The organism is Mesorhizobium sp. B2-8-5 (assembly GCF_006440675.2).
GTDB lineage: Bacteria > Pseudomonadota > Alphaproteobacteria > Rhizobiales > Rhizobiaceae > Mesorhizobium.
Genome location: NZ_CP083951.1, coordinates 4,566,063 through 4,591,650 on the forward strand (window position 1 = coordinate 4,566,063; position 25,588 = coordinate 4,591,650).

Annotated in this window: 27 protein-coding genes; 11 read left to right on the plus strand and 16 right to left on the minus strand. The window is 63.5% G+C overall.

What is annotated here, in order from left to right; translation table 11 throughout:
• Window positions 1-8: 8 nt before the first annotated feature.
• The 10 genes from FJ430_RS22330 to FJ430_RS22375 all read right to left on the minus strand — a co-directional run bounded on the left by FJ430_RS22330 (window position 9) and on the right by FJ430_RS22375 (window position 9,893).
• Window positions 9-1,037: an ABC transporter permease gene (locus tag FJ430_RS22330; RefSeq protein WP_140641405.1), complete on the minus strand. Its 1,029-nt coding sequence runs from the start codon at window positions 1,035-1,037 to the stop codon at window positions 9-11.
• A complete protein-coding gene (locus tag FJ430_RS22335; protein WP_181175481.1) occupies window positions 1,037-2,593 on the minus strand; it encodes an ABC transporter ATP-binding protein in 1,557 nt (518 codons plus the stop codon). Before FJ430_RS22335 ends, FJ430_RS22330 begins: the two co-directional genes overlap by 1 nt.
• 83 nt (window positions 2,594-2,676) lie before the next feature.
• The gene (locus FJ430_RS22340; RefSeq protein WP_181175480.1) at window positions 2,677-3,666 is read right to left on the minus strand and encodes a BMP family ABC transporter substrate-binding protein; all 990 of its coding nucleotides are present in this window, start codon (window positions 3,664-3,666) and stop codon (window positions 2,677-2,679) included.
• Between the two features lie 53 nt (window positions 3,667-3,719).
• Entirely contained in the window at window positions 3,720-4,721 is a 1,002-nt protein-coding gene (locus FJ430_RS22345; RefSeq protein ID WP_140707479.1) for a LacI family DNA-binding transcriptional regulator, read from the minus strand.
• 500 nt (window positions 4,722-5,221) lie between these two features.
• Window positions 5,222-6,475: a L,D-transpeptidase family protein gene (locus tag FJ430_RS22350; protein WP_140641397.1), complete on the minus strand. Its 1,254-nt coding sequence runs from the start codon at window positions 6,473-6,475 to the stop codon at window positions 5,222-5,224.
• A 485-nt stretch (window positions 6,476-6,960) separates the two neighbouring features.
• Complete coding sequence (ldtR, locus tag FJ430_RS22355) at window positions 6,961-7,476, minus strand: transcriptional regulator LdtR (protein ID WP_040983294.1); 516 nt, start codon at window positions 7,474-7,476, stop codon at window positions 6,961-6,963.
• A gap of 302 nt (window positions 7,477-7,778) precedes the next feature.
• Window positions 7,779-8,201, minus strand: coding sequence for a DUF6163 family protein (locus FJ430_RS22360; RefSeq protein ID WP_140641396.1), 423 nt, complete (start codon window positions 8,199-8,201; stop codon window positions 7,779-7,781).
• Complete coding sequence (locus FJ430_RS22365) at window positions 8,198-9,241, minus strand: enoyl-CoA hydratase/isomerase family protein (RefSeq protein ID WP_140707477.1); 1,044 nt, start codon at window positions 9,239-9,241, stop codon at window positions 8,198-8,200. Before FJ430_RS22365 ends, FJ430_RS22360 begins: the two co-directional genes overlap by 4 nt.
• Window positions 9,242-9,303: 62 nt before the next feature.
• Window positions 9,304-9,684 carry a methyltransferase family protein gene (locus FJ430_RS22370; protein ID WP_140707475.1) on the minus strand — a complete coding sequence of 127 codons (381 nt, stop codon included), beginning with the start codon at window positions 9,682-9,684 and terminating at the stop codon, window positions 9,304-9,306.
• The gene (locus FJ430_RS22375) at window positions 9,681-9,893 is read right to left on the minus strand and encodes a hypothetical protein (protein WP_140707473.1); all 213 of its coding nucleotides are present in this window, start codon (window positions 9,891-9,893) and stop codon (window positions 9,681-9,683) included. The genes FJ430_RS22370 and FJ430_RS22375 overlap by 4 nt, the downstream gene beginning before the upstream one ends.
• Before the next feature lie 96 nt (window positions 9,894-9,989).
• Between FJ430_RS22375 and FJ430_RS22380 the strand changes: the two genes are divergently transcribed.
• The 4 genes from FJ430_RS22380 to FJ430_RS22395 all read left to right on the plus strand — a co-directional run bounded on the left by FJ430_RS22380 (window position 9,990) and on the right by FJ430_RS22395 (window position 13,029).
• Window positions 9,990-10,811, plus strand: coding sequence for a DUF2066 domain-containing protein (locus tag FJ430_RS22380; protein ID WP_140707471.1), 822 nt, complete (start codon window positions 9,990-9,992; stop codon window positions 10,809-10,811).
• A gap of 122 nt (window positions 10,812-10,933) precedes the next feature.
• Window positions 10,934-11,965, plus strand: a complete 1,032-nt coding sequence (gene hemB, locus FJ430_RS22385; protein WP_140707469.1) for a porphobilinogen synthase — start codon at window positions 10,934-10,936, stop codon at window positions 11,963-11,965.
• 134 nt (window positions 11,966-12,099) lie between these two features.
• Window positions 12,100-12,192, plus strand: a complete 93-nt coding sequence (locus FJ430_RS22390) for a hypothetical protein (RefSeq protein ID WP_246677319.1) — start codon at window positions 12,100-12,102, stop codon at window positions 12,190-12,192.
• 189 nt (window positions 12,193-12,381) lie between these two features.
• Window positions 12,382-13,029 (plus strand): dihydrofolate reductase family protein, encoded by a 648-nt coding sequence (locus FJ430_RS22395; RefSeq protein ID WP_140707467.1) that lies wholly within the window; start codon window positions 12,382-12,384, stop codon window positions 13,027-13,029.
• Window positions 13,030-13,273: 244 nt separating this feature from the next.
• Here the strand turns inward: FJ430_RS22395 and ppk2 are convergent, their stop codons facing one another.
• Complete coding sequence (gene ppk2, locus FJ430_RS22400; RefSeq protein WP_140659106.1) at window positions 13,274-14,194, minus strand: polyphosphate kinase 2; 921 nt, start codon at window positions 14,192-14,194, stop codon at window positions 13,274-13,276.
• Between the two features lie 255 nt (window positions 14,195-14,449).
• Between ppk2 and FJ430_RS22405 the strand changes: the two genes are divergently transcribed.
• Window positions 14,450-15,493, plus strand: coding sequence for an aldo/keto reductase (locus FJ430_RS22405; RefSeq protein WP_140707465.1), 1,044 nt, complete (start codon window positions 14,450-14,452; stop codon window positions 15,491-15,493).
• 16 nt (window positions 15,494-15,509) lie between these two features.
• Here FJ430_RS22405 and FJ430_RS22410 read toward each other — a convergent pair whose 3' ends face one another.
• Both FJ430_RS22410 and FJ430_RS22415 read right to left on the minus strand, forming a co-directional pair.
• Window positions 15,510-16,481, minus strand: coding sequence for a glycosyl transferase family 90 (locus FJ430_RS22410; RefSeq protein ID WP_140707463.1), 972 nt, complete (start codon window positions 16,479-16,481; stop codon window positions 15,510-15,512).
• Window positions 16,482-16,596: 115 nt separating this feature from the next.
• Complete coding sequence (locus FJ430_RS22415; protein WP_140707461.1) at window positions 16,597-17,262, minus strand: GntR family transcriptional regulator; 666 nt, start codon at window positions 17,260-17,262, stop codon at window positions 16,597-16,599.
• Window positions 17,263-17,392: 130 nt separating this feature from the next.
• Here FJ430_RS22415 and FJ430_RS22420 point away from each other — a divergent pair, with 130 nt between their 5' ends.
• Together FJ430_RS22420 and FJ430_RS22425 are read left to right on the plus strand one after the other, a co-directional pair.
• The gene (locus FJ430_RS22420) at window positions 17,393-18,640 is read left to right on the plus strand and encodes an MFS transporter (protein ID WP_140707459.1); all 1,248 of its coding nucleotides are present in this window, start codon (window positions 17,393-17,395) and stop codon (window positions 18,638-18,640) included.
• Window positions 18,641-18,677: 37 nt separating this feature from the next.
• The gene (locus FJ430_RS22425; protein ID WP_140707457.1) at window positions 18,678-19,052 is read left to right on the plus strand and encodes a DUF423 domain-containing protein; all 375 of its coding nucleotides are present in this window, start codon (window positions 18,678-18,680) and stop codon (window positions 19,050-19,052) included.
• Between the two features lie 17 nt (window positions 19,053-19,069).
• On the opposite strand, the gene FJ430_RS22430 is transcribed toward FJ430_RS22425, so the two are convergent.
• On the minus strand, window positions 19,070-19,207 hold the full coding sequence (locus FJ430_RS22430; protein ID WP_210242101.1) for a hypothetical protein: 138 nt from the start codon (window positions 19,205-19,207) through the stop codon (window positions 19,070-19,072).
• A gap of 59 nt (window positions 19,208-19,266) precedes the next feature.
• Window positions 19,267-19,410: a hypothetical protein gene (locus FJ430_RS22435; RefSeq protein ID WP_181167102.1), complete on the minus strand. Its 144-nt coding sequence runs from the start codon at window positions 19,408-19,410 to the stop codon at window positions 19,267-19,269.
• Between the two features lie 175 nt (window positions 19,411-19,585).
• Here FJ430_RS22435 and FJ430_RS22440 point away from each other — a divergent pair, with 175 nt between their 5' ends.
• Window positions 19,586-20,665, plus strand: coding sequence for a LacI family DNA-binding transcriptional regulator (locus tag FJ430_RS22440; RefSeq protein WP_140707455.1), 1,080 nt, complete (start codon window positions 19,586-19,588; stop codon window positions 20,663-20,665).
• Between the two features lie 56 nt (window positions 20,666-20,721).
• Here FJ430_RS22440 and FJ430_RS22445 read toward each other — a convergent pair whose 3' ends face one another.
• Window positions 20,722-21,936: an OpgC family protein gene (locus FJ430_RS22445; protein ID WP_140707453.1), complete on the minus strand. Its 1,215-nt coding sequence runs from the start codon at window positions 21,934-21,936 to the stop codon at window positions 20,722-20,724.
• Window positions 21,937-22,140: 204 nt separating this feature from the next.
• On the opposite strand from FJ430_RS22445, the gene FJ430_RS22450 reads away from it, so the two are divergent.
• The 3 genes from FJ430_RS22450 to FJ430_RS22460 all read left to right on the plus strand — a co-directional run bounded on the left by FJ430_RS22450 (window position 22,141) and on the right by FJ430_RS22460 (window position 25,584).
• Window positions 22,141-22,815: an alpha/beta hydrolase gene (locus FJ430_RS22450; RefSeq protein ID WP_226891826.1), complete on the plus strand. Its 675-nt coding sequence runs from the start codon at window positions 22,141-22,143 to the stop codon at window positions 22,813-22,815.
• 107 nt (window positions 22,816-22,922) lie between these two features.
• A complete protein-coding gene (locus tag FJ430_RS22455) occupies window positions 22,923-24,002 on the plus strand; it encodes a toxic anion resistance protein (protein ID WP_140707451.1) in 1,080 nt (359 codons plus the stop codon).
• A gap of 16 nt (window positions 24,003-24,018) precedes the next feature.
• Complete coding sequence (locus FJ430_RS22460) at window positions 24,019-25,584, plus strand: substrate-binding domain-containing protein (RefSeq protein ID WP_413467797.1); 1,566 nt, start codon at window positions 24,019-24,021, stop codon at window positions 25,582-25,584.
• Window positions 25,585-25,588: the final 4 nt, after the last annotated feature.

Below are 25,588 nucleotides of genomic sequence, written 5' to 3' on the forward strand. Positions count from 1 at the left end.
TTACCTCCTCACGCTGCCTGGGCGGCGCGACGCAGCCGCGCCGTCATCAGCAGCACGAGCAGGCCCGTCAAAAGGTTGACCAGCGAGCGCGGCACATCCGTGGAAATCTGCATGTAGGCAGCGCCATTCAGCATCGCGGCGTAGAAGAGCGCGGTCGCCAGCGAACCGATCGGATGGACGCGGGCAAGCAGGGCGCAGGTCAGGCCGACCAGTCCGTAGCTCGGCGAGAAATTCTGCTCGAAGCGGTGTCCGACGCCGAGCACATAAAGCGCTCCGGCCAGCCCGGCCAATCCACCGGCAATGACCATCGCCGAGATCACCCGCCGCGCCGCCGGCACGCCGGTGGCCTCGGCAAAGCGCAGATTGGTGCCGGCCGCGCGAACCTCCGCGCCCCATCGGGTGCGGAACAGCACGATCCATGAGACGACGGCAAGCACGGCGGCGACAAGGAAGCCGCTGGTGGCGCGCGGAACGAAAGGCAAGGGCGGCAGCCAGATCGAGCTCGGCACCATCCAGCTCACCGCGCCATAGGCGGTGGTATCGCGGATCACCTGGTTGGCCAGCCAGGAGGTGATCAGGAGAATGATGATGTTGAGCATCAGTGTCGTCACCACCTCGTCGACGGCGAGACGCACCTTGAGCACGCCCGGAATCCAGCCGACCACCGCGCCGGCAAGAAAACCGGCGACGATGGCGAGCGGCATCAGCATAAAGGCCGGCAGCGAAGCGCCGGCGATGGCGACGACGGTGGTGGTGACCGCGCCCGCGTAGAGCTGGCCCTCGCCGCCGACATTGAAGATGCCGGCGCGAAACGAGAAGACGACGCCGAGCGCGATCAGGGTGAGCGGCGTGGCGCGGTTCAGGAACAGGGCGAAGTTGCCGAGCGAATCGAAATTGGCGAGCAGCAGGTCGCGATAGGCGCGGACCGGCTCATCCGTGATCGACGCGACCAGCAGGAAGCCGAGCGCCAGCGTGAGCAGGATCGCGGCGAGCGGCGCGCGAATGACGCGCAGGAAATTGGACAGCGCCGGCGCCATTATGCAGCCTCCTTCGATCCGCCGTTCATCAGATATCCGACGGTCTCCTCGTCGGCCTCGGCGCGGTCGAGCACGCGCATCATGCGCCCCGAATACATGACGCCGATCCTGTCGGAGAGCGCGAAGATCTCGGAGAGCTCGGACGAGATCAGGAGCACGGCGCGGCCTCGGTCGGCGGCCTGCAGGATGCGCGCGTGAACGAATTCGGACGCGCCGATGTCCAGTCCGCGCGTCGGCTGGCAGATCAGGAGCAGCGATGGGTCGCGCTCCAGCTCGCGGGCAATCACCAGTTTCTGCATGTTGCCGCCGGAGAGCCAGCCGGCCTGCGTGGCAGGCTGCGCGCCGCGCACGTCGAACTCCTTGATCTTCTCGCCCACGAAGCTGTCCAGCTTCTGCCGATTGATCAGGCCGCCGGACAGCAATCCGGCGCGGCTGTAGTTGGTCGCTGCGACGTTCTCGGCGACGCTCATCGTGACGCTCAGGCCACGGTCGAGGCGGTCTTCCGGCACGAAGCCGAGACCGGCCTGCTGGCGCTCCCAGAGGTCAGCGTCGGTCAAATCCCGGTCGCCGAAACGGATCCTGCCCGCCTGCACCGGCATCAGCCCGGCAATCGCCTCGGCGAGTTCGGTCTGGCCGTTGCCGTCGACGCCGGCGATGCCCAGAACCTCGCCGGCGCGTACCTGGAGAGAGATGCGGTCGAGCAGACGCCGGCCTGAATGATTGGTCATGCTGACACTGTCGAGCGTCAGGACCGGGGCGCCGAAGCTGCGCTGCCCACTGCCCTTGCGGCCGACCAGGAATACGTCGCGGCCGACCAGGAATACGTCGCGGCCGACCATGTCGCGGGCGATGTCGGCTTCGGTGACATCGGCCGTATTGCGCGTCGAAATGCTGCGGCCATGGCGAATGACGGTCACGCGGTCGGAGACGGCTTTCACCTCGCGCAGCTTGTGGGTGATGAAAAGAATGGTGCGGCCCCTGGTGCGCAAGCCGTCGACCACACCGATCAGTTCATCGACTTCGGGCGGAGTCAGCACGGCGGTCGGCTCGTCGAGGATCAAGAGATCCGCGTCGAACGCCAGCGCCTTCAGGATCTCGACGCGCTGGCGCTGGCCGACCGAAAGCGTGCGCACCGGCGCTTCCGGATCGAGGCGGAAGTTGTAGCGCGCGATCAGTTCGCGGGCGCGCTCGACCATCTGCCGGCGGTCGGAGAAGATACCCAGCCGGCGCGGCTGGCGGCCGAGAAACAGGTTCTCAGCCACGCTCATGGACGGCACCAGCGTGAAGTGCTGGTGCACCATGCCGATGCCGAGGCGGCTCGCGGCAATAGGGTCCGCGATCGTCACGGTCTTACCGTTCAGCACGATGGAGCCGGCGTTCGGCTGGTGAATGCCGGCAAGGATGTTCATCAGCGTCGACTTGCCGGCGCCGTTCTCGCCGCAGATGACATGAACCTCGCCGCGCCGGACTTCGAGGTCGACATGGCTGAGCGCGGCCTTGTCGCCAAACGACTTGGCGATGCCTGCAAGGCTCAAGATGATGTCCGGGTCGCTCATCGGCACGCTTCCTGGGGCACGCTTCCTGGTCGGCATGGGGGGGACGCCGCCTTGGCAGCGTCCCGTTCAAGGTCCTGGGAGGCTTACTTGAAAGCAGTGTCGACCTTGATCTCGCCGCTGACCACCTTGGCCTTGGCGGCGTCGACTTTGGCCTTGATGTCGGCGGGCACCAGCTTGTCGTTGTAGACCAGGCCGACGCCCTCATTGGCGAGGCCATAGACCTTGAGCTTGCCGAACTCGGCCTTGCCGTCCTGGATCTGCTTGATTGAGTCGTAGATCGAGTTGCCGATCTGCTTGATCATCGAGGCGATCACATTGTCCGGGTGCAGGCCGCTCTGGTCGGAATCGACGCCGATGGCGTATTTCTTGGAGTCCGCCGCGCCCTTGAGGATACCGAGGCCGGCTGGGCCGGCGACGTTGAAGACGACGTTGGCGCCGTTCTGGATCGCGGTCTTGGTCAGGTCGTAAGCCTTCTGCGCATCGTTGAAGTTGCCGATGAAGATCACCTGCACGTCGATGTCCGGCACGACGGTCTTGGCGCCCTGCTTGAAGCCGAGGATGAAGTCCTGGATGACCGGCAGGTCCATGCCGGCGACCACCGCGATCTTCGGATCGCCGGAAGTGAGCGGAAAATCCTTTTTATCGGTCGCCGCGATCGCGGCCAGCGCGCCGGCGAGATAGGAGCCTTCGTTCTGCGCGTATTTCACCGAAAGAACATTCGGCTGCTTCAACTCGTCGTCGAAGAAGACATATTTCTGGTCGGGATGCTGCGGCGCGACATCGGCCAGGTTGTCGTGCATGTTCGGGCCGGTGAAGACGACGCTCCATTCGCCCGAATTCGACACTGCCTCGAGATTCTGGCGCCAGAGCTGCGGATCGGTCGGCGATGCCTGCAGCAGGCGCGTCTTGACGCCTTCCTTCTCGGCGCGGGCGAAGCCGGTGGCGGCGTTGTCGTTGAAGCCCATGTCGCCGAGATTGTCCGACATCACATAGACAGCGCTGAAGTCGGCGGCGAGTGTCGGTCCGGCCACCAGGCCAAGCCCGAGAGAAGCGGCGTACGCTATTGATTTCATGATAGATCTTGTCATTTGTTTCATTCCCCTTTCTTGGTTGCGAACTGTCTGTCTCAGGAGCGTGGCGGCGCTACTGAGTTGCGCTTGACCAGCGCGACCGGGAGCCGTGTGAGTTCAGGCGGCGACGCCTTGTCGATCAGCGCCTTGAGTGTGCTGAACCCGATGCGGCCGAGTTCGGCGGTCGGCTGGCGGATTGTGGTGAGGCCTGGCGCGAGGAGGTCGGCAAACGGCATGTCGTCGAAGCCGACCAGCGAGATGTCCTGCGGCACGTTGAGGCCTTTGGAACGCACTGCTTCCATGATGCCGATGGCAATGAAATCGCTGCCGGCGAAAACGGCCGTCGGCGGCTGGCCGCCGGCCAGTATGTCCAACATGGCTGCGCGGCCGAACGCGCGCGAATACTCGCCCTGGCGGACATCGCCGTCGTCGACTTCCATCCCCGCCTCGGCCATGGCGTCGCGGTACCCGGCCAGTCGTTCGATGGCGCTGAACAGCTTCGCCGGGCCGCCGATATGGGCGATGCGCCGGTGCCCGGCCTCGATGAGGTGGCGCGTCGCGGCGCGAGCGCCTTCGCGGTTCTCGACGAAGATTTTCGGAACGTTGACGCCCGGAATGTCCTCGTCGATCAGAACGATGTGGCCGTAATGGTGAAGCGTGGCGGCGAGCGAGCCGTCGTCCGGCCGGTTGGTCATCATGATCAGCCCGTCGACATGGCCGTCCTTCAGCCGCCTGAGACTGGCGAGCTCGCGCTCCCGGTTGCCGCCGGTGCTGCTCATCAGCACGGAATAGCCGTGCTTTTCCGCCTCGTCCTCGACGGCGGCGGCCAGTTCGGCAAAGAACGGGTTGGCGATTTCAGGCGTCATCATGCCGATCGCCTCGGAGCGGCCAAGGCTCAGGCGCTTGGCGAGGATGTTCGGGCGATAGTCGAGCGCCACGATGGCCGCGTCGATGCGGGCCGCCGTCTCCGCCGGAAGCTCGATGCGATTGTTGAGATAGCGCGACACGGTGGTGGTCGACACCCTCGCCATTATCGCGACTTCATTGATGGTGCTCATGTCCGCCCCAGCCAGCAACGAGCCAAACGCTATCCCATAAAAATTGGCTAGTAAAGCGGTTGCGTAAAGTGGTTTACCAACTTTTTACGAGCTACGCTGACATTCAACGCCGACCGCGGCCATCGCCGCGGCGCCGGGCTTGTCATTCTTGTCAGGAGATCATCGGCAGGACGAGTTCCAGCAGCCCACCGGATATCCGCAGGGCGCCATCTGAGGCTGCGCCGCACGGCCCGGGTGCGGCAAAGGCCTTGCCATGCTGGCGCGATTGTCTTGTTGCAGGCGGCTCCCGGACCGCTCGGAAAGCCGAAGACGGGCCCCGACTGCCCCCACGCCCAAGCTCCGTTTCACGGAAGCGGCGAACCGCTCTATCTCCTTACTTTCACGCAATTCCGGACGGAAACCGCACACACTTTTCCTGGAATTGCTGTAAGGCGCGCATTGCGTCGCCCAAACAAAAAGGCCGCTGCGAGAGCGGCCTTTTTCTTTTAAGAATCAGATGCTTACTGCGCGGAGCTGATCTGCAGCTCGGTGGCGCCGTCAAGCGCGTAGATATCGTCGCGGAACTGCACGACGCCCGGAGCCGTCGACCATGCCGAGAGATAGAGGAAGTGGACCGGCACCGGATTGACCACATTGATCGGCGTGTTCTCGCCGGTCTTGATCGCCGCCTCGAAATGCTGGCGATCCCAGCCGGGCGTGTCGCGCAGGATCCAGGTGACGAGGTCGCGCACGTTCTGGACGCGCACGCAGCCCGAGGAATCGAAGCGCATCAGCTTGCCGAACAGGCTCTGCTGCGGCGTGTCGTGCATGTACACGCCGTCCGGGCTCGGGAAGTTGATCTTGACCGAGGCCATCGCATTGTTGCTGCCGGGATCCTGGCGGAAACGGTATTTCGCGGCATCGTCCGTCGACCAGTCGATGGTCATCGGATCGACCTCGCTGCCGTCCGGCGCGAACAGGCGGATGTGGCTGTCCTTGAGGTAGTTCGGGTCCTTCCGCATCAGCGGAATGATGTCCTTGCGCACGATCGAGACCGGCGCATTCCAGTACGGATTGACGATGATCTCGTTGATCTTCGAGTTGACGATCGGCGTCTGGCGGTCGATCTTGCCGACAATCGCCGTGTGGCGCAGCACGACGCGGTCGTTCTCGACCGCTTCGACCTGGGCGCCCGGAATGTCGACCAGGACGTAACGGTCGCCGAGCGTGCCGGCCTTTTCCTTCAGGCGCTGCAGGTTGGTCTGCAACTGGCCGAGCCGGACCTGCGCCGACACGTTCATCGCGGCGTAGGTGTATTTGCCCATGGCACCGTCGGCCGGCAGGCCGTGACGGAGCTGGAAGCGCTTGACCGCCGAGTCGACATAGGAATCGAAGGCCGTCGAAATGCCGGCGCTCTGCGGCAAGTCGCCCGACACCATCAGGCGCTTGCGCAGCGGGACGACATCCGGATCGTCGACGCCGAGCTGCAATTTCTTGGTCGCCGGAACCTGTTCCCAGCCGCCCTGGGAGACGATGTTCTGATACTGCGCCACCGCCTGCTCGGTGAAGGCCACCGTCTGCTGGCTGAAGATCGGCAGCGTCGACGCGACCTTGTTGGTGTCGGTGCCGCGGGCGTCGAACTGATCGTCCCAATTGCCGCGCGTCGAGGATTTCAGGATATCCCCGATCACATCCTGGGCGCTCGCATGGCCGGCGACCACGGCGGCGGCGAGCGCGGAGGCTCCGGTAAGGAAGAAACGGCGGCTGGTTCTCATGGCAGACATTCTTGCTTTATCGCTCTCGCTCAACTCGCTTGCCGGGCGGCTTTGTCCACACTCTAGGGGCGGCAAACTTAACAATTCGCCAACCATGACCCGCATCGGTCGGCCGCCAGAACGCGCCGCCGCAACGCAGGTTCCAAGGAGCGCAAGGCATAGGCCCGCAGCATCACCCACCACTCGCATTGACCGCGATTATGGCGGCAACGTGGCCTTGGCCCGCGATTTGCATGCGGCGGCAAGGTGAAGGAAGAGGCAGCGATGCTTTTTTGCATCGCAAGATGCCAGCGCGTCCTTATGAAATCTGTGCCCTGCCCTTCAGGCGCAGAGCTTTCATGCGTGCGGAGCGACGGTCAAGCTCCCGCAGATGCCCGCCTTCGCAATAAAGAAGAAGACCGGCGCGCTTCGGCGCCGGCCTCTTATTCTTTTCCCCCGGGGCCGTGCTTCTTCGGCGCGGCTTTCCCGTCCCAATTCCGAAGCACTCACATACGATACGCGATGGTATCGTTCCAGAAGCGGTCGAGCCGCTGCAGCGCGCGGTTCATCTGCTTGAACTCGTCGGTGTTGATGCCGCCGACGGCCTCGATCGAGCCGACATGGCGCTCGTAGAGACCGGCGACGACGTCGGCCACCTCGTTGCCCTTCGGCGTCAGCGAGACGCGGACCGAACGGCGGTCGATGCGCGAGCGCTGGTGGTTGATGAAGCCGAGGTCGACCAGCTTCTTGAGATTGTAGGAGACGTTCGAACCGAGATAGTAGCCACGCGAGCGCAGCTCGCCGGCGGTCAGCTCCGAATTGCCGATGTTGAAGAGCAGCAGCGCCTGGATGGCGTTGATGTCGGAGCGGCCGTTGCGGTCGAACTCGTCCTTGATCACGTCAAGCAGGCGGCGGTGCAGACGCTCCACCAGCTGCAGCGATTCCATGTACAGCGAGCGGATAGCCTCGCGGCGATCGTCGGATACGTTTGCGGTCTTCGCCGCCGGACGCGAATTGATCATTGTCTTTGCCTCTCGTTTGTCGCCTTGGTGATTTTTTGTTTTTCACCTTGATCGCGACACTATCGAATACTCATAAAATTCGACTTAAACGCCAGGGCTAACAAGAGCTTACCGGTAAGAGGTTTCGGAAGACGCTTAACGATCGGTCACCCGAGCAAGAACAATTAACCTAAAGATTTAGCCAATGGATCTTGGGGTGAAACGGGGCTGAGAAAGCGCCCCGCGGAGGCAGGCCATCGGCCGGCTTTATGGGTGGAGCATGATGTCATCCGAAAACCGCTTCACACTTTTCGGCATCATGCTCATTGGCGAAGCTGGCGCTTCTGCAGCCATATGGTGACGCGAAAGACGATGTAGAGCAAGGCCACGCAGGCATGCGAGACGACGATCAGCAGCCGATGGCCGAAGAGATCGGGGAAGCCGGCATACATCACCGTCTCGGTCGCCGCGCAGATGAACCAGATCACCGGTCCCCACGACGCCAGCATCCAGAGGCCGGCGGCGGCGAAGGGGAAGAAGACGGCGAGCATGGCCGCCGCCACCTGCCAGTGCACAGGCATCAGGTCGAAGCGCCACAGTTCGCCCGGATAGATGCCGATCAGGCGGATCCAATAGAGGATGCCGAACAAAAGGCAGTAGCCGGCGATGACGCGCTGGAACCAGGCGAAGATCACCTCGGTGGTCGAGGGCTGCAGCACCACGCGCCTGGAGGTGACTTCGCTCACAGGGCGAGTTCCTTATCCCCGAGCGGCGCGAAATAGGCGTCGATCTCGGCCGCATCGACCTCATCCAGCCCCGCCGGCCGCCACTTGGGTGTAGAGCCCTTGTCGATGATGGCGGCGCGGATGCCTTCATAGAAATCGTGGCCGGCAAGCATGCGGTTCAGGATGCGGAACTCCATCCTCATGCATTCGTCCATCGACAGCGTCGAGCCGGCGCTGATCTGGCGCCAGGCGATGTTGAGGCTGGTCGGCGAGCGGGTTTTCAAGGTCGCCAACGTCTTGGCGGCAAAAGCGTCGCCGGCGGCGGCTTGTTCGAGACTGGCGACGATATCGGCCAGCGAGCCTTTTGAGAAATGGCGCGCGATCGAATCCAGGTCCTGCCGCTCCGTCTCGCGTTTTGCCGGCACGAAGAAATCGCGCAGCTCGGCATTCGGATCGTTGCTGGTCGCCAGTTCGTCGAGCAACCCCGCCTGATCCTCCGCCTTGATAGTGTGCGTGGCAAGCCCCGACCAAAGCGCATCGCCGTAACGGATGCGATTTCCGGTCAATCCGAGATACATGCCGAAAGAGCCGCCGAGATCCGGCAGCAGGTGGCTGGCGCCGACATCCGGGAAGAAGCCGATGCCGACCTCCGGCATGGCGAACTGCGCGTTTTCGGTCAGCACGCGATGCGAGCCGTGGAAGGAGATGCCGACGCCGCCGCCCATGACTATGCCGTCGATCAGCGCGACATAGGGTTTCTTGAAGCGGGCGATGCGGGCGTTGAGCCGGTACTCGTCGGCGAAGAAGTCGACAGGCGGCTTGCCGGCGCGGCCGGCCTCGTAGATGTGCAGGATATCGCCGCCGGCGGAAAACGCCCTGCCCTCGGCCTTGACGACGACGACATTGATGCCGGCGTTCTCTTCCCAGGCATCGAGCGCCTTGCCGAGCGCGTTGACCATGTCGTGCGTGACGGCGTTGAGCGCCTTCGGCCGGGTCAACGTAACCACACCCGCCTTGCCCAGCCGCTCGAAGCGGATCTCGTCGCCTCCGCCAAAATCCATAATGAGAGAATCCTCCCCCGCGCCTGCGGGAGGAGAAGTGCTAAGCGGCGACCGGGCCAACGTCAATTGTCGAGTGCCACGGATAAGGCAGCGTCTTTCGCGGCAAGCAGGCTACCATGCGAATGGGATAAGCGCGTTCGTGCAGCGCGCATAGTCGGGGAATTCATCGGGAAATTGCCGCGCCAGAAGCCGGTCCTCGGCGCCGACACGCCAGATGAAAATCGCCCGAGCAGGATGAACAGAAAGACGAAAGGGCCGCCCACCACGATCGCCGAGCCCAGGCATGCCAGCAGGCCGCCCGTGTACATGGGATGGCGCAGGCTGCGGTATGGGCCGGATCTCACCAGGTTATGGTTCTGCTTGGCCGAGACGGTCTGGCTCCAGTTGCGGCCGAGAATTTGCCGCGCCCAGACCAGCAGCGCCATGCCGGCGACGGCGATCACCGCGCCGATGCCGCCCAGGGCCGCGTTGACGGGGCGAAGTTGACGAAGCCGAACAACGGCAGGCGCGGCAGCAGGAAGGCGGCGATCATGGCAAACATCAAACCGAAGCTCTGCAGCAAATGCGGCTCGGTATCGCGTTTCACGCCGATTGCCTGAACGGTCAGATAAACAATCAGCAGCAGCCAGGCGGCATAGATGAACCAGATCAAGGTCATGCCTTGCTCCTTCGTTTAGCCGGCAATCCGCCTTGGCCACCGCACGCACCCGGTGCTAGAAAATGTGCATCTTGAACCGGACGGCAAGCCATGCCCGGATTTTCCCGCCTCGCGGCTGCAGCGATCGGCCTGAACGCCATCCTACGGATGTCTTGCCCTGCCGAGGCCGCGACTGCGAACGAGCTTTATCAATCTCAGACCATCGTCACCGGCACTGGAGACGTAAACCGGCAGATCGGCTTCAAGGATTGCCTCGACAAGGTGCTGGTCAAGGTCTCGGGCGACCAGCGCCTGTCGCAGAAGCCGGAGATGCTGGCCCTGCGCGACAAAGCGGCCGACTTCGTGCAATCCTTCCGCTATCGCGACCGGCTCGAAGGCATCCCGATCCATGACGAGCAAGGCACGCATGACCGGCCGCATGATCTCACCTGCCTCTATAAGCCGGCCGTCGTCGACAAGCTCCTGGCCCAGCTCGGCAGCAGGCCCTGGCTCGGCGAGCGGCCGCCTGTCGCTGTCTTCATGACCGCTGAGCAGGGTTCGCGGCATTTCGTGCTGACGGCGGATGAGGACAACGGCAAGACGATGAGGGAATCCTTCGCCAACGCCACAAGTCCACTGCTGATGCGCATTGCCTTTCCAAAGGCCAGGCAGGTCGGCGGCCTCGACGAAAAGGCGGTCGCGGCGGCCAATATGGCAAAGCTCGACAAACTCGCGAAGAAAGCGGGAGCGGCCCGGGCGCTCGCCGGCAGCATCGTGTGGAGCGACAAGGACCTCGGCTGGATCGCCGACTGGCGGCTGGCCGATCGCGGCAAGACCTATCGCTGGCAGGTCCGCGGCGTCAGCTTCGACGAGGCGTTCCGTGTTGCGATCAGGGGCGCGGCGCAGATCCTGTCGGGGAACGGGCAGCCCTAGGAGGTTCCTCGCCCTCCACAAAGTGGGGGAAGGAACGTGTGCCACGTCCCTGGCACAATCGTGTCGCATTGGTCAGCGGCGGAGACGCGTGATAAAAAACCGGCGCAAAAGAGAGTTTGACCATGAACAAATTCACCCCCGCAAAGCCTGCCGGCGCGCGCAGCGTCGACGAGATCACCGGCAGCCGGCGGCTGCGGCGCATGCGCAAGGCCGACTGGTCGCGCCGGCTGGTGCAGGAGAACCAGCTTTCGGTGAACGACCTGATCTGGCCGATCTTCGTCGTCGACGGCAAGAACACGCGCGAGCCGATCGCCGCGATGCCGGACGTCTACCGCCTATCCATCGACCTCGCGGTGAAGGAGGCCGAGCGCGCCGCCAAGCTCGGCATCCCGGCCATCGCCACCTTCCCCAATGTCGAGCTTGCGCTGCGCGACCAGACGGGATCGCATATCCTCGACCCCGACAATGTCATCAACCGCGCCACGCGCGCCATCAAGGACGCGGTGCCGGAAATCGGCATCATCACCGATGCCGCGCTCGACCCGTTCACCAGCCACGGCCATGACGGCATCCTGCGCGACGGTATCATCGTCAATGACGAGACGGTGGAACAGGTCGCCGCCGCGGCCGTCATCCAGGCGGCGGCCGGCGCCGACATCATCGCGCCGTCGGACATGATGGACGGCCGCATCGGCGCCATCCGCGACGCGCTCGACGCCAACGGTTTCCAGGACGTGGCGATCATGTCGTACGCGACGAAATTCGCCTCGGCCTTCTACGGGCCCTATCGCGAGGCGGTCGGCACTGCCGGCCTGCTCAAGGGCGACAAGAACACCTACTACATCGACCACGCCAATTCGGACGAAGCGGTGCGCGAGGCCGAGCAGGACCTCGCCGAAGGCGCCGACATGCTGATGGTGAAGCCCGGCCTGCCCTATCTCGACATCATCCGCCGGCTGAAGGACGAACTCCAGATGCCGACCTTCGCCTATCAGGTGTCGGGCGAATATTCGATGATCAAGGCAGCCGCCGCCAATGGCTGGATCGACGGCGAGAAGGCGATGCTGGAATCGCTGCTTTCGCTGAAGCGGGCGGGCTGCGACGGCGTGCTGACCTATTTTGCGCCGGTGGTGGCGCAGATGCTGAAGGGCTAGACCTGCCTCGCGATTTTGGAACTCTGACGGGATCCATTAGAATGGATCTATGAGCAGGAACGATGTGATCGAACGGTTGCAGAAGTGGCATAGGCAACATCCTGCGTCATGAATATCACAAGACTTCCGAAGCCATCGTCTGGGCTGTCGTGACAGACAATTTGCCGGCGCTACGCGTTGCCATTGAACGCATTCTTGATGCTGCCGGCCCAGAGTTGCCCAGCTAATCGCTTTTCTCGACGAAAAATTGCGACGGCATCCCTTACCCGCTTCGCCCCAATATCCCGGGCAGCTGCCTTTCCGGCGACGATCCCGACGCTGCCCGACTCGATTGCCGGAAAATACCGCTTGCATTTCGCAATCGGCCAGGCTACTCAACAACCGATTGCGAATTACAACTGGTTTAGGAGGCAATCATGTCCAAGCTGCGTGTCAACGGTTTTACCCTGTCGCTCGACGGCTACGGCGCCGGTCCCGATCAGACGCTTGAACATCCGCTCGGTGTCGGTGGCGAGACCCTGCACAAATGGTTGGTCACCACCCGGACATTCCACCAGATGGTGATTGGCAAGGATGGCGGCGCGACCGGTGTCGACGACGACTTGGCCATCCGCAGTTTCGAGAATGTCGGCGCCTACATTCTCGGCCGCAACATGTTCGGGCCGATCCGCGGCGAATGGCCGGACGACAACTGGAAAGGCTGGTGGGGCGACAACCCGCCCTATCATGTTCCGACTTTCGTGCTGACCCGCTACAAACGCGCGCCAATCACGATGGAAGGCGGCACGACGTTCTACTTCGTCACCGACGGCATCCACTCGGCGCTCGAACAGGCTAAGGCCGCGGCCGGGAGCAAGGATGTGCGGATCGGCGGCGGTGTTTCGACTTTCCGGCAATATCTCCAGGAACGGCTGATCGACGAGATGCATCTGGCGATTTCGCCGGTGCTGCTCGGCTCGGGCGAGCATCTTTTCGCCGGCCTCGACATGGTGAAGCTCGGCTATCGCTGCAACGAGCAAGTGGCGACGGCGAACGCTTTGCATGTGATGATCGGGCGAGCGTGAGTACAGCTCTTTCTTCCCGTCACTATACGGGGAGAAATGCCCGGCAGGGCAATGAGGGCGGCGCGGCCTTTGAGATCAGCGGCAAGCCCGCAATGGCAGCGAATTGGGGCTCAATCGCCGACGCCGGCGCAGCCCCTCATCCGCCCTTCGGGCGTTCGTCGTTCGAAAAGCCAAGCAATTAGCTTTTCGCCCGCTGCGCGGACCACTCCTCACCTCCCCGTGAAACGGGGAGAAGGAAAAGGCCTCAATACTTCTCCGGCACGTAGAGCTCGCGCGGCAGCACTTGGCGCTCATAGGACGGGTTGAAGACGCGGTCGGGCAGCGAGATGTCCTCGTGCGGAACCTCTTCATACGGCATCTGCTGCAATAGGTGGTCGATGCAGTTCAGCCGCGCCCGCTTCTTGTCGTTGCCCTCGACGATGAACCAGGGCGCTTCCGGAATGTTGGTGCGGGCGAAGGTCTCTTCCTTGGCCTTGGTGTACTGCTCCCAGCGCACGCGCGACTGCAGGTCCATTGGCGACAGCTTCCACTGCTTCATCGGATCGTGGATGCGCATCAGGAAGCGCATCTGCTGTTCCTCATCGGTGATCGAGAACCAGTATTTGACGAGCGTGATGCCGGAACGGACCAGCATACGCTCGAATTCCGGCACGTCGTTGAAGAACTCCTCGACTTGGTCCCCATTGGCAAAGCCCATCACCCGCTCGACGCCGGAGCGGTTGTACCAGGAGCGGTCGAACAGCACGATCTCGCCGCCCGCGGGTAGATGCGGCACGTAGCGCTGGAAATACCATTGCGATTTCTCGCGCTCGGTCGGCGCCGGCAGCGCCACGACGCGGGCGATGCGCGGATTGAGCCGCTGCGTGATGCGCTTGATGACGCCGCCCTTGCCGGCGGAATCGCGGCCTTCGAAGACCACCACCAGCTTCTTCTTGTGGTAGGCGACCCAGGACTGCAGCTTGATCAATTCCGACTGCAGCCTGAGCAGCTCGCGGAAATAGGTCATGCGCTCCATGGAGGGCGGATGCGACTTCTTGTAGATCTTGGCGATCTCGAGCGAGAGCGCCGGCTCGGAAAGCTCCAACTCATAGTCCTCGTCGAGCGTATCCTCGAGCTCGGCTTCCAGCCAATCCTTCGCCCCGGAATTCGGTTTCACTTCATTCATCGCGCAGCTCCGTCTGCCTGTCGGCCATCATCGCTTCGGAATCCGCTCCGTCTCCGGGCGGACACTCCGTAAATCGACTGAGATACAGAGGCGCAATGACGGTTTTATTGCAATCGTCCGGCAGCAGGCCTCGAAGATATGTGATCGGTCCGTATCGATAGCGGGGCGACAAGCGGCGGGAATTGTCCTACAAATCCCCTCGCCTCTTCCCGGCGCTCGCCACGGCGCCTCTTCAAACAAATTGCGAGGACTGACATGGAATACCGCACGCTGGGCCGATCGGGCTTGAAAATCTCGACATTGACGCTTGGCACAATGACCTTCGGCGGCGCCGGTCCGTTCGCCGCCGTCGGCAATTCGGATCTCTCGGAAGCCAAACGCATCATCGACACCTGCATCGATGCCGGCATCAACCTCATCGATACCGCCAATGTCTATTCCAACGGATTGTCGGAAGAGATCATCGGCGAGGCGCTTGGCGGCAAGCGCAAGAACGACGTGCTGATCGCCTCGAAGGCGCGCATGCGCATCGGCACCGGCCCCAATGACGAAGGCCTGTCGCGCCACCATCTGATCCGCGAATGCGAGAAGAGCCTGAAGCGGCTCAGGACCGACGTCATCGACATCTATTTCGTCCACCAGTGGGACGGGCTCACGCCGCTGGAGGAGACGATCGCGGCGCTCGACACCTTGGTCAACCAGGGCAAGATCCGCTATATCGGCTGCTCCAATTATTCGGGCTGGCAGGTGATGAAGGCTCTTGCCGTCAGCGACAGCCGCCATCAGGCCCGTTTCGTCACCCAGCAGATCCACTACACGCTGGAAGCGCGCGAGGCCGAATATGAATTGCTGCCGATCTCGGTCGACCAGGGCCTGGGCGTGCTGGTCTGGAGCCCGCTGGCGGGCGGCCTGCTCTCCGGCAAATACCATCGCGACAGCCCGACCGCGCGCCAGGTCGGCGGCTGGACGGAGCCGCCGATCCGCGACGAGGACCGCCTGTGGCGCATCGTCGACGTGCTCAACGAGATCGGCAAGGCACGCGGCGTCTCAGGGGCGCAGGTCGCGCTTGCCTGGCTGCTTGGCCGCCCGGCTGTGAGTTCGCTGGTGATCGGCGCCCGCAACGAGGCGCAGCTCAAGGACAACCTCGCCGCGGCCAGCCTTTCGCTCACCGAGGAGGAGCGGCAGCGCCTCGACGTCGTCAGCCGGCCGCCGGTGCTTTATCCCTACTGGCACCAGCAGTTCACCGCCAGGGACCGTTTCGGGCCGGCCGATAAGGTGTTCGACCGCTCTCACGCTTAGGGCTGCGGCCGGACGTTCAGCCGGCGATGAAGCGCCAGACTTCCGCGTCGGGCTTTATCTGCCCGCTCAGCACGAAATATTTGTAGAGGACGAGCAGCGAGATCGCCTGCTCGTCCTGTTCATTGCCGAATTTGCGGCAATAGGCGTTGGCGGCGGCGGTTATCCGCCCCGCCTCGGCGGGGTGTTTTTCGAAATAGGCCACCTTGTCGACCAGATCGGAAAAATCCTGCCGCAGCGGCACGTAGTGGACATTGGGTTCGACCTGGGCTTCCGCGAACCAGGTTTCGTAGGTCGGCTCCGGCATCAGGCAGAGCGAATTGGAGCTCATGATCCATTTCAGGTTTGTCGCGACATCATTGCCTTCGAGCGAGACGATGTAGCGATACTGTCGCTGCTGCTCGATGTTCAGGAACGGCTTGCGGTATCCGTCCGGCGCGTCGGGCTTGTGGGAACCCGCGTCGCAAAACGGCAGGTCAGCGGCCTTTTCCACGAAGCGGGTGCGAAGCGGATTATTGAGATGCCCCCGCCAGACCACCATCGGCCGCTTGTCGGCGAAAGACAGCTTGTCGGGCGGCATGTAGAAGTGGCGGAACTTGTTCAGCTTCATCAGCACGCCATTGGCGTTGTCGTCGCCAATGGGGCGGTCCTTGACGATCCTCGGCACCTCCGGAATGCCGACGACATCGCCATATTCGAAATCGATCAGCAGGCCGGGATCGAAATAGCGGGCGAATTCCTTGAGATCGTAATAATACATGCTGGACGCGGACGGCAGCTTGCCGACGGCCACGGCGTCGGGACTCGGCACGAACGGGTGTTCCAGCTTGTTGTAGTAATTCAGTCGCTCGCGAACCGTCTTGCCCGAGAGCCTCGCCTGCTCGAGCCGGCTGGCCAGGCGGTCGCGGAACAGGGATTGCGGTGCGCGGTCACGCGCGAAATTGCGCGCGTAATAGAACAGCTTTGCGGCGGTTCGTGAGAGTGTGGCCATGCGTCCGCGAATTCAGCAAGATGGTCAACGGTAGTCTGCCTTCATCCCCCTCGTCTCCTACAGCATTCTCCCGGCCATGTTGCAAGCCTGCTAATGCGAATGGCCACACGACATCTTACGCCCCGACCACGGCGAATCCTCTGGCGCGCAGGCCGCGCCGATCGTCATGCAAGGAGCTGACAAGCCGATCGCGGCTGCCGGCGATGTGAGCGGAGAGCAGACCCGCCGCTTCGTCCGCGTGGCCGGCCTTGACGGCGGCAAGGATGGCATGATGTTCGGCCCAGGCACGACCGAGCGCCTTTTCATCGCGCACCTCCAGCCAGCGCGCCCGCGACAGCCTAGTCATCGCGTCGCGAACGGCCCTGAGCAGAAACTCGTTGCCGGAAAGCCTGGCCAGCTCAATGTGGAAATCCATGCCGACGCGGTGCCATTCCTCGCGCGGCGTCTCGGCATCGCAGGAATCGAGCATCGCCGCGATCACCTCGGTGCCGCCACGGTCTTCGAGCGCCGCCGTCAGGCGAACCGCGGCGACCTCGACCGCCTCGCGGTAGACGGCGATCTGCCCGAGCTCCGCCAGGTTGATCGGCGCCACCGTCCAGCCGCGGCCGTCGCGGCCGATCAGCCCTTCCGTTTCCAGGCGCAGCAGCGCCGCCCGCACCGGCGTTCGCGAAGCGCCGAACCGGCTCTCGATCCAACGCTCGGTCAAACGTTCGCCAGGGCCGATCTCCAGGCCGAGGATCATTTCGCGAAGCTGTCTTTCGACATTTTGCATCTGCGACATTGTCATCTCGCTTTCTGGAGCCGCATCGACAGCGCCCGCATTGACAGCGGTGAGTGTCAGGTCCATGACGAATACCGGCTTGGTATCCCAAATTGGTATCCATAACAACCCCAGCATCGGCACGCATGACATGACGCCCAACGAATCCGAACAGAGCGACTTCAACATCCATTGGCGACGCAACCTCGCCGTCTGCTTCGCCGGCTCGTTCAGCACGCTTGTCGCCATGACGCTGCTTCTGCCGTTCCTGCCGCTTTACGTCGAGCAGCTCGGCGCCGAAGGCCACGCGGCGATCGTGCAGTGGTCGGGCATCGCCTATGGCGCGACCTTCTTCGCGGCCGCGCTGGTCGCGCCCTTGTGGGGACGGCTGGGCGACCGCTACGGCCGCAAGCTGATGCTGGTGCGCGCTTCGTTCGGCATGGCGATCTGCATGTCGCTGACCGGGATGGTTGAGAGTGTGTGGCAACTGGTGCTGCTTCGGCTGCTGATCGGTTTTGCCGGCGGTTATTCGTCGGGCTCCACGATCCTAGTCGCGATGCAGACGCCGAAGGAGCGCTCGGGCTGGGCGCTGGGTGTGCTCGCGGCGGGTATCACCGCCGGTTCGCTGGTCGGTCCGCTGCTCGGCGGCTTGCTGCCGCCGCTGATCGGCATCCGCGCGACCTTCCTGCTTTCCGGCGCCGTCATCTTCCTGGCGTTCCTGGCGACGACTTTCCTGATCAAGGAGAATCCGCCGGCGCCCAGGCGCGCCTCGACGGCGAAGCCGAAAAGCGGCTGGTCGCAGATCCCCGACAAGCGGCCGATCGTCGCCATGCTGACCACCGGCATGCTGCTCGCCTTCGCCACCATGTCGATCGAGCCGATCATCACCGTCTATGTGCAGCAGCTCGTCGAAGACCAGAGCAAGGTGACCATGGTCGCTGGCGTCGTCATGTCGGCGGCGGCGCTCGGCACCATCCTGTCATCGTCCTGGCTGGGAAAACTCGCCGACCGCGTCGGCCACTGGAACGTCGTGGTCGGTGCGCTCGCGATTTCGGCGCTGCTGCTTATTCCGCAGGCCTTCGTCACCACTGGCTGGCAGTTGATCGGCCTGCGCTTCCTGATGGGCCTGGCGCTGGGCGGGCTGTTGCCCTGCATCACCAGCGTCATCCGCCACAACATCCCCGACGGGATCGGCGGCAATGTGCTTGGCCTGGCGATCTCGGCGCAATATGTCGGCCAGGTCGCGGGACCGCTGTCGGGCGGTTTCGTCGGTGGGCATTTCGGTATGCGCTCGGTGTTTTTGGGCACATCGGTGCTGATGGCGCTGGGTGCTGCCTACAACTGGATTGTCCAGTCGCGCCGCGCACGGCATATGCTGCTTGAAGCTGGCGAATCCTGATCGGCGCACCGCCCAAGCGCAGCATGGAGCATCCAAGATGAGCCTTACGGGCCAAGCATCAGGCGGCAGGAGCCGCGTCCTCGTGCTGGCAGCCGGCCTCGTCGGCGCGGCCGGCGTGGCGCTGTCGGCGGCGGCGGCGCATCGCGGCGGCGCCTTCACCGGCACCGCAGCCAATTTCCTGCTGATGCATGCGCCCGTGTTCCTTGCCATCGGCCTTGCCGGCGGCAACCGCTGTCTCAGGATCGCCAGCCTCGTCCTGCTCGCGGGCCTGCTCCTATTCTGCGGCGATCTGCTTGCCCGCGACTTTCTCGGCTCGCGGCTGTTCCCGATGTCGGCGCCGATCGGTGGCACCCTTCTGATCGCCGGCTGGGTGGCGATCGCAGTCTCGGCGCTCTGGCGCCCGCGACCCTGACCTGTCTTTGGCCTGACCTATCTTTGGCCGAAACGCCGCTTGCGCTGGCGCGCAGGCAACCCGCCGCCGCGGCGCCGTTCAGGTTGCTCGGTTCCGGGCGTGATGCCCCAATAGTTGCGGTAGATGTCCTGAAACAGATGACCAATCGGATGCATGACCATTTCTCCTTAGGATTGAACCGATCCAATCTATCGGCGCTGAAAATCACCGCGGCTCAGCCGCGCTTGCGCTCCACGAGAAAGCGCGGGGCGCGCCTCCATGGACTCGACCTGCCACGCCGCTTCTCGCTGACGATGACCGAGGCGATGCCCCAATCGTTGCGGTAGATATCCTCGAACAAATAGCTCACCGGATGCATGGCATACTCCTGTCGAAATCCACTCCACCATGAAGCGGAAATTTGGATCGATTCAAATCGTAGGCCTTATTTGCCCGACGTCAACTGAATTTGAATCGATCCAACAAAAATGTTAGATGACCGGCGACAATTCAGCGGTCATGTTCGTCGCGTTGACCGGATTCGGAGGAACGACATGGCATCACTCCTCGAAGGCCAGGCAAGACCGATCAGGTTGGCCGACATCGCCAAGGCCGCCGGCGTCTCGCATGGCACGGCCTCGAATGTTTTCAGCCGCCCCGAGATCGTGCGCGCCGAAGTGCGGGAACGGGTGAAGGCGGTCGCGGAGCAGATGGGCTATGCCGGCCCGGACCCGAAAGGCCGCCTGCTGCGCGCCGGCAAGGTCAACGCCATCGGCGTCGCCACCACCGAGCCCCTTTCGTACTTCTTCGACGATCCCTTCGCCCGCGTCATGATGGCCGGCATTTCCGAAGCCTGCGACGCCACCGGCGCAGGCATCGCGCTGGTTTCGGCCGCCAACCAGGAAAAGCTCGCCTGGAACATCCAGAGTGCGCTTGTCGACGGTTTTGTGCTGTTCTGCATCGAAGGCGGCTCGCGCCTTGTCGATCTGACGCGCGAGCGCAGGCTGCCCTTCGTTGCGCTGGAGCTCGGCTTCCAGGACGAGACCGTGTCGGCCATCGGAGTCGACAATGTCGCAGGCGCAAAGCTTGCCGCCCGCCATCTCGCCGAGCTTGGCCATCGCCGCTTCGCCGTCCTGTCGCTCGGCTTTGCCGACAATCGCACCGGCTTCGCGACGCCGGAAGCGGTGCGCAGCGCGGTCTACACCGGAACGCGCGATCGCCTTGCCGGCTACTTCGAGGAGCTTTCCCGCTTCGGCATCGATACGGCGAAAATCCCGGTCTATGAGACCGAGAACGAAGAAAAAAGCACCAGGGCCGGCCTCGAGGCGATCTTTGCCGAGGGGGAACCGCCGACCGCCATCCTGGCTATGTCGGATCGCATGGCCCTGATCGCCATCGACTGGCTGAGGGCACGCGGCCTCAATGTTCCCGGCGATGTCTCCATTGTCGGCTTTGACGGCGTGCCGGACGGCGCGCTGGCCACGCCGCCGCTGACGACGATCGCCCAGCCGATCATCGAGATCGGCCGCCGCGCCGCGCACATGATCCTCGACCATGACGGCGCGGTGCGGCGCGAGACGATGGGCGTCGAGTTCGTCGTCAGAGGCTCGACCGGTCCGGCGCCGAAAGCCTGAGCGGGCTCAGGTAATTCCGCGCGGATAGACCACCCGACACTTTCCTTGCGCTGCGGTCAGTAGCCGCCCGCCCTCGCCGGCAGCGGCTGCACGCCGAACGTCGCACGCGCAGGCTCCTCGCGCACCGGCTTGGCGCGGGAGGGGCCGAGGCTCGCAAGCCATTCGAGGTAGAGTGCAAGCGCGAGTTGCATGGCGATGCCTGCAGCGATCAGAAGCGTGTCGTAGGCCGGGCCGCCCGGATTGATCAGCTTCAGCACCTGCGCCGCCATGGCAAGCAGCGTGCCGGCGATGAACACCGGTAGCGAGCGCTTGCCGAGGATCGCCAAAGGATTGTCGGGCCGGACGCGGAAGAGGTTCGAGACAGCCGGCAGCGCCACGATCAGATAGCTGACCGACAGGATGTGGAGCAGCCGCGGCAGCGACAGGAAGGTCTTATCGAAGCCGCCGATCACCACCGGTAGGTCGAACCAGGTGATCTGCCCCCAGAGCGGGCTGTGCACCCAGATCGCCGCTCCGATCACATAGATGCCGGCGGCACCAAGCAGCCACGGATTGACCGGGATCCGCCCGCCGCGCTTCACATGCAGCATGGCGGCAAGGCCGATGTTGAACAGGAACTGCCAGGACAGCGGGTTGAGGAACCAAAGGCCTGGCTCCGGATAGTTCGGCGGCGCGATCTGCCAGATGCCGGCGACGAACCACAGCAGGCCGGACGCGATCAGCGCCGGCACGGGCCGATAGCTGACGAACAGCACGAAAGCAGGCGCCGCCAGAAGCAGCGCCGCATAGACGGGCAGGATGTTGTTATAGCCGAGTTGGTGGCCGAGCGTGACGATGCCGAGCAGCACCTGCGGCGTGTTGCGCATCAAGGGTTCGATGTTGATCATCGTCAGGATTTCCGGCCGGTGCGCGAACAGCGCGGCGGCGCAAAACAGCGCGATCACCACCATCGTGATGACGATGTGGGAGATGTAGAGCACGCCAGCGCGCCGCCACATCTTCAAGGTCGCGAGCAATCGGCCGCCCGGCTTGAACTTCGTGCCATAGGCCAGCGCCACCGAGATGCCGGAAATCAGCACGAAGGCCTCCGCCGCATCGGAAAACCCGAAATTCTTATAGGTCCAATTCTCGAAGACCGTGCCAGGCACATGGTCGACGAAAATGGTGAGCAGCGCGAGTGCGCGCAGCACGTCGATCCGCGTATCGCGCTCGACGATACGCTTGTCGCGATCGTTACGCTTGTCGCGATCGTTGGAAACAGGGGTGGTCATCGACAAAAGGCCTCAAAGCTGGTTGTTCATAGCCAGCAATGCGACCCCCGGGGCGCACCGCTTCGATTCCTCCCAGGGGGAGTGTATCGGCGGAAAAACGGCCTGAATTGCGCCTGGTTCAATCAACTTTCGCGGAGCGCGAAAATATTCCGTTTTGAAGCCGGCAAATCAACGAATCTCTCATGGAATCAAATGGATGTGAGCGTGTTCGAATATAGCGACGAAAACAGCATCCTGCGCGAGGATCTGACATTTCCCTACCGTCTGCTGAAGCCGGCAAACGCCAGCGGCGACTGCCTCTTCGTGCTGCACGGGTCAGGCGTGGACGAGACGACGATGCTGCCGCTGGCGATGCAGATCGCGCCGCGTTCGGTGATCGTCGCGGCGCGCGGCCGCATTCGGCAGGAGGACGGATTTCGCTGGTTCGAGCGAATCACACCGACCAGTTTCGAGCAAACCTCCATCCGTGCCGAGACGGCCGCCTATGCCAAGTTCGCGACGGAAGCCGCGAGGGAGCATGGGCTCGACCTGCAACGCGCGACCTTCCTTGGATATTCGAACGGCGCCAATGTCGTCTCCAGCCTGATGCTGCTCCATCCCGGCCTGGTCAAGCAGGCGGCGCTGTTGAGGGCGATGCCGGTGCTCGACAATCCTCCAACGTCAGATCTTAGCGGCACACGGGTGCTGATCGTCGCCGGCGCCGCCGACCAGACCTACGGTTTGTTCGCTCCTGCCCTGGTCACGCTGTTCAGCGAGCGCCGCGCCGAGGTCGACGCGCGCATCGTCGCCTCGGGCCATGAATTCGGCGATGCGGACGCCGCGATCGTGCGACAATGGCTGGCGGCGCCGGCTGCAGAAGCGAGGGGTCCCTCCGCATAGGCGCGGAAATGTAATCTATTTCACGGCCCAAGCGCCACGCCCGGCCATTGTCATATGTCTGTCACACACTGTCTATCGAGATACTGTTCACCGAGGGGGAGGTCTCAATGGCCGACGAGAACAGCATCACTCTGCTCGACGACACTTCGAAGTTGCCCGCCATTGCCGCCAGCCCGGGCGAGGTCGCCAGGATCGAAGGCGGCATCGATATTCGCGACCGAGCGGCGATTTCGGTCTTCGGCGACCGCGCCCAGCAAGCGGTCAGCGACTATGCCGACAAGATTCTGTCGCAGATCCGCAACCGCGATCTCGGCGACACCGGCACATTGCTTACCGACATCATCATGAAGGCCAAGAACCTCGATCCGGCTTCGCTGAAGGACGAAGGGTTCTTGAGCAATTTGTTCTCCTCGTTCAAGGCACGGCTCGAGCGCTTCAAGGAAAAGTACGAGGACGTCGCCGGTCAGATCGACCGTATCGGCCTTGAGCTCGACCGTCATAAGGACACGCTCAGGCGCGACATCGCCGTGCTCGACGACCTGCACGAGCAGACCAAGGACTCCATCCTCAACCTCGACGCCTATGTGCAGGCCGGCAAGAAATTCGTCGACAACTACCGCGCCGACGAACTGCCGAAGCTGAAGGCCGCGGCGGAGGCGAAGAGCGCCGACACCGCCGGCTCCCTGGAGGCGCAAACCTACCAGGACGCCGTGCAGGCGCTCGACCGGCTGGAAAAGCGCATCTTCTATCTGGTGCAGGCGCGCCAGCTCGGCATCCAGCAATTGCCACAGATCCGCATTGTGCAGTCGGGCGACGAGACGCTGATCGAGAACCTGCAGGCCACCTCGGTGCTGACCGTGCCGGCTTGGAAACAGAAGATGGTCATCCTGCTTGGGTTGACCAACCAGAAGTCGGCGCTGGAGCTGCAAAAGACGGTAACGGACGCCACCAACGAGATGATCCGCCAGACATCGAAGATGATGAAGGATCAGGCCATCTCAATCGAGGAGCAGGCGCAGCGCGGCATCGTCGATGTCGAGACGCTGGCGCAGGCCAACCGCGATCTGATCGACACCGTGCAAGGTGTGCTCAAGGTCCAGGAGCAAGGCCGGCAAAAGCGGGCCGACGCCGAAAAGCAGATGGACCAGATGACCGCCGACCTCAAGAAAGCGCTCACCCAGGGCTGACGGGGCCTCGATGCCAATGAAGCTTTCGTCCGTTCTGGCGTTGGCGGCCGCGCTGCTGCTGGCGGCCTGCAATTCGGGCAACGTCAAATTCTCGATCGTCTCCGGTTCCGAGAACACGGTGCTGGAGCCGATCGTGCAGGAGTTCTGCGCCAAGCAGGGCGCGACCTGCACCATCTCCTACCAAGGCTCGCTCGATATCGGCCTCGGCCTGCAGAAGGCCAGCGGGCTCGATCAGGACGCGGTCTGGCCGGCGTCGAGCGTCTGGGTCGACCTGTTCGATACCGGCCGCAAGGTACGCAACCTCACCTCGATCGCGCAGATGCCGGTCATCCTTGGCGTGCGCAAATCCAAGGCCGCCGAACTCGGCTGGATCGGCAGGCAAGTCTACATGAAGGACATCCTTGCCGCGGTGAAGGACGGCAAGCTGAAGTTCCTGATGACATCGGCCACGCAGTCCAATTCCGGCGCTAGCGCCTATCTGGCGATGCTTTCCAGCGCGCTCGGCGGCAAGGAAGTGATCCAGCCCGGCGACCTCGACAATCCCTCCGTGCACGACACGGTCGGCGCCCTGTTGCAGGGCGTCGAGCGCTCTTCCGGGTCTTCAGGCTGGCTGGCCGACCTCTATGTCGATGCCGCGCGCAAGGGCACGCTCTATGACGCGATGTGGAATTACGAGGCGACGCTGAAAGAGACCAACGACAGGCTGAAGCAAATGGGCGACGAGCCGCTCTACGCGGTCTATCCGGCCGATGGCGTCGCGGTCGGCGATTCCCCGCTCGGCTTCATCGATCACGGGCGCGGCGCCGATGTCGAAAAGTTCTTCGCCGACCTGCTCGCCTATCTGCAGTCGGACACGGTGCGCAAGCGCATCGCCGACACTGGCCGGCGACTGCCGCTCGGCGGCGCCGCGGTCCAGGCGACGGCCGAGCCCGACTGGAATTTCGATCCGGGCAAGCTGGTGACGTCGATCCGCATGCCGGAACCCGCAGTGATCCGCAAGGCGCTTGACCTCTACCAGCAGGCGCTGCGCAAACCGTCATTGACGGCGCTCTGCTTCGACTTCTCGGGTTCGATGGAGAACGAGGGCGAAACGCAGTTGCAGCAGGCCGCGCAGTTCCTGTTCACGCCGGAAAAGTCGAGCGAAGTGCTGGTGCAATGGACGCCGTCCGACCACATTTTCGTGCTGCCTTTCGACAGCAAAGTGCGCGACATTTTCGACGCGACCGGTGATCCTGCGGGCCAGAACCAGCTGCTTGGCGACGTGGCGCAGCAGCGCGCCGGCGGCGGTACCGACATGTATGCCTGCGCCTCGCAGGCGCTGCAGAAGATCCTGACGACGCCCGACCTGCCGAAATACCTGCCGGCCATCGTCATCATGACGGACGGCCGCACCGATGGCATCGCCGAGCCGTTCTTGGCTGAGTGGCGCCAGGCGCCGCTGCGGGTGCCGGTGTTCGGGATCACCTTCGGCGATGCCGACAAGAGCCAGCTCGACAGTCTCGCCAAGGCGACCTCGGCGCGTGTCTTCGACGGCGGCGGCGACCTTGCTGGTGCCTTCCGCGCGGCGCGCGGCTACAACTAAGGCC

Excerpts from the sequence above, each read along its gene's own strand:
- FJ430_RS22410 (WP_140707463.1), bottom strand. The coding sequence starts at position 16,481 with ATGGCCACACTCTCACGAACCGCCGCAAAGCTGTTCTATTACGCGCGC.
- ldtR (WP_040983294.1), bottom strand. The coding sequence starts at position 7,476 with ATGATCAATTCGCGTCCGGCGGCGAAGACCGCAAACGTATCCGACGAT.
- FJ430_RS22330 (WP_140641405.1), bottom strand. The coding sequence starts at position 1,037 with ATGGCGCCGGCGCTGTCCAATTTCCTGCGCGTCATTCGCGCGCCGCTC.
- ppk2 (WP_140659106.1), bottom strand. The coding sequence starts at position 14,194 with ATGAATGAAGTGAAACCGAATTCCGGGGCGAAGGATTGGCTGGAAGCC.
- FJ430_RS22350 (WP_140641397.1), bottom strand. The coding sequence starts at position 6,475 with ATGAGAACCAGCCGCCGTTTCTTCCTTACCGGAGCCTCCGCGCTCGCC.
- FJ430_RS22340 (WP_181175480.1), bottom strand. The coding sequence starts at position 3,666 with ATGAAATCAATAGCGTACGCCGCTTCTCTCGGGCTTGGCCTGGTGGCC.
- FJ430_RS22395 (WP_140707467.1), top strand. The coding sequence starts at position 12,382 with ATGTCCAAGCTGCGTGTCAACGGTTTTACCCTGTCGCTCGACGGCTAC.
- FJ430_RS22345 (WP_140707479.1), bottom strand. The coding sequence starts at position 4,721 with ATGAGCACCATCAATGAAGTCGCGATAATGGCGAGGGTGTCGACCACC.
- FJ430_RS22440 (WP_140707455.1), top strand. The coding sequence starts at position 19,586 with ATGGCATCACTCCTCGAAGGCCAGGCAAGACCGATCAGGTTGGCCGAC.
- FJ430_RS22430 (WP_210242101.1), bottom strand. The coding sequence starts at position 19,207 with ATGCATCCGATTGGTCATCTGTTTCAGGACATCTACCGCAACTATTGG.
- FJ430_RS22455 (WP_140707451.1), top strand. The coding sequence starts at position 22,923 with ATGGCCGACGAGAACAGCATCACTCTGCTCGACGACACTTCGAAGTTG.
- FJ430_RS22405 (WP_140707465.1), top strand. The coding sequence starts at position 14,450 with ATGGAATACCGCACGCTGGGCCGATCGGGCTTGAAAATCTCGACATTG.
- FJ430_RS22445 (WP_140707453.1), bottom strand. The coding sequence starts at position 21,936 with ATGACCACCCCTGTTTCCAACGATCGCGACAAGCGTAACGATCGCGAC.
- FJ430_RS22420 (WP_140707459.1), top strand. The coding sequence starts at position 17,393 with ATGACGCCCAACGAATCCGAACAGAGCGACTTCAACATCCATTGGCGA.
- FJ430_RS22460 (WP_413467797.1), top strand. The coding sequence starts at position 24,019 with ATGAAGCTTTCGTCCGTTCTGGCGTTGGCGGCCGCGCTGCTGCTGGCG.
- hemB (WP_140707469.1), top strand. The coding sequence starts at position 10,934 with ATGAACAAATTCACCCCCGCAAAGCCTGCCGGCGCGCGCAGCGTCGAC.
- FJ430_RS22380 (WP_140707471.1), top strand. The coding sequence starts at position 9,990 with ATGCCCGGATTTTCCCGCCTCGCGGCTGCAGCGATCGGCCTGAACGCC.
- FJ430_RS22435 (WP_181167102.1), bottom strand. The coding sequence starts at position 19,410 with ATGCATCCGGTGAGCTATTTGTTCGAGGATATCTACCGCAACGATTGG.
- FJ430_RS22365 (WP_140707477.1), bottom strand. The coding sequence starts at position 9,241 with ATGGATTTTGGCGGAGGCGACGAGATCCGCTTCGAGCGGCTGGGCAAG.
- FJ430_RS22335 (WP_181175481.1), bottom strand. The coding sequence starts at position 2,593 with ATGAGCGACCCGGACATCATCTTGAGCCTTGCAGGCATCGCCAAGTCG.
- FJ430_RS22415 (WP_140707461.1), bottom strand. The coding sequence starts at position 17,262 with ATGTCGCAGATGCAAAATGTCGAAAGACAGCTTCGCGAAATGATCCTC.
- FJ430_RS22425 (WP_140707457.1), top strand. The coding sequence starts at position 18,678 with ATGAGCCTTACGGGCCAAGCATCAGGCGGCAGGAGCCGCGTCCTCGTG.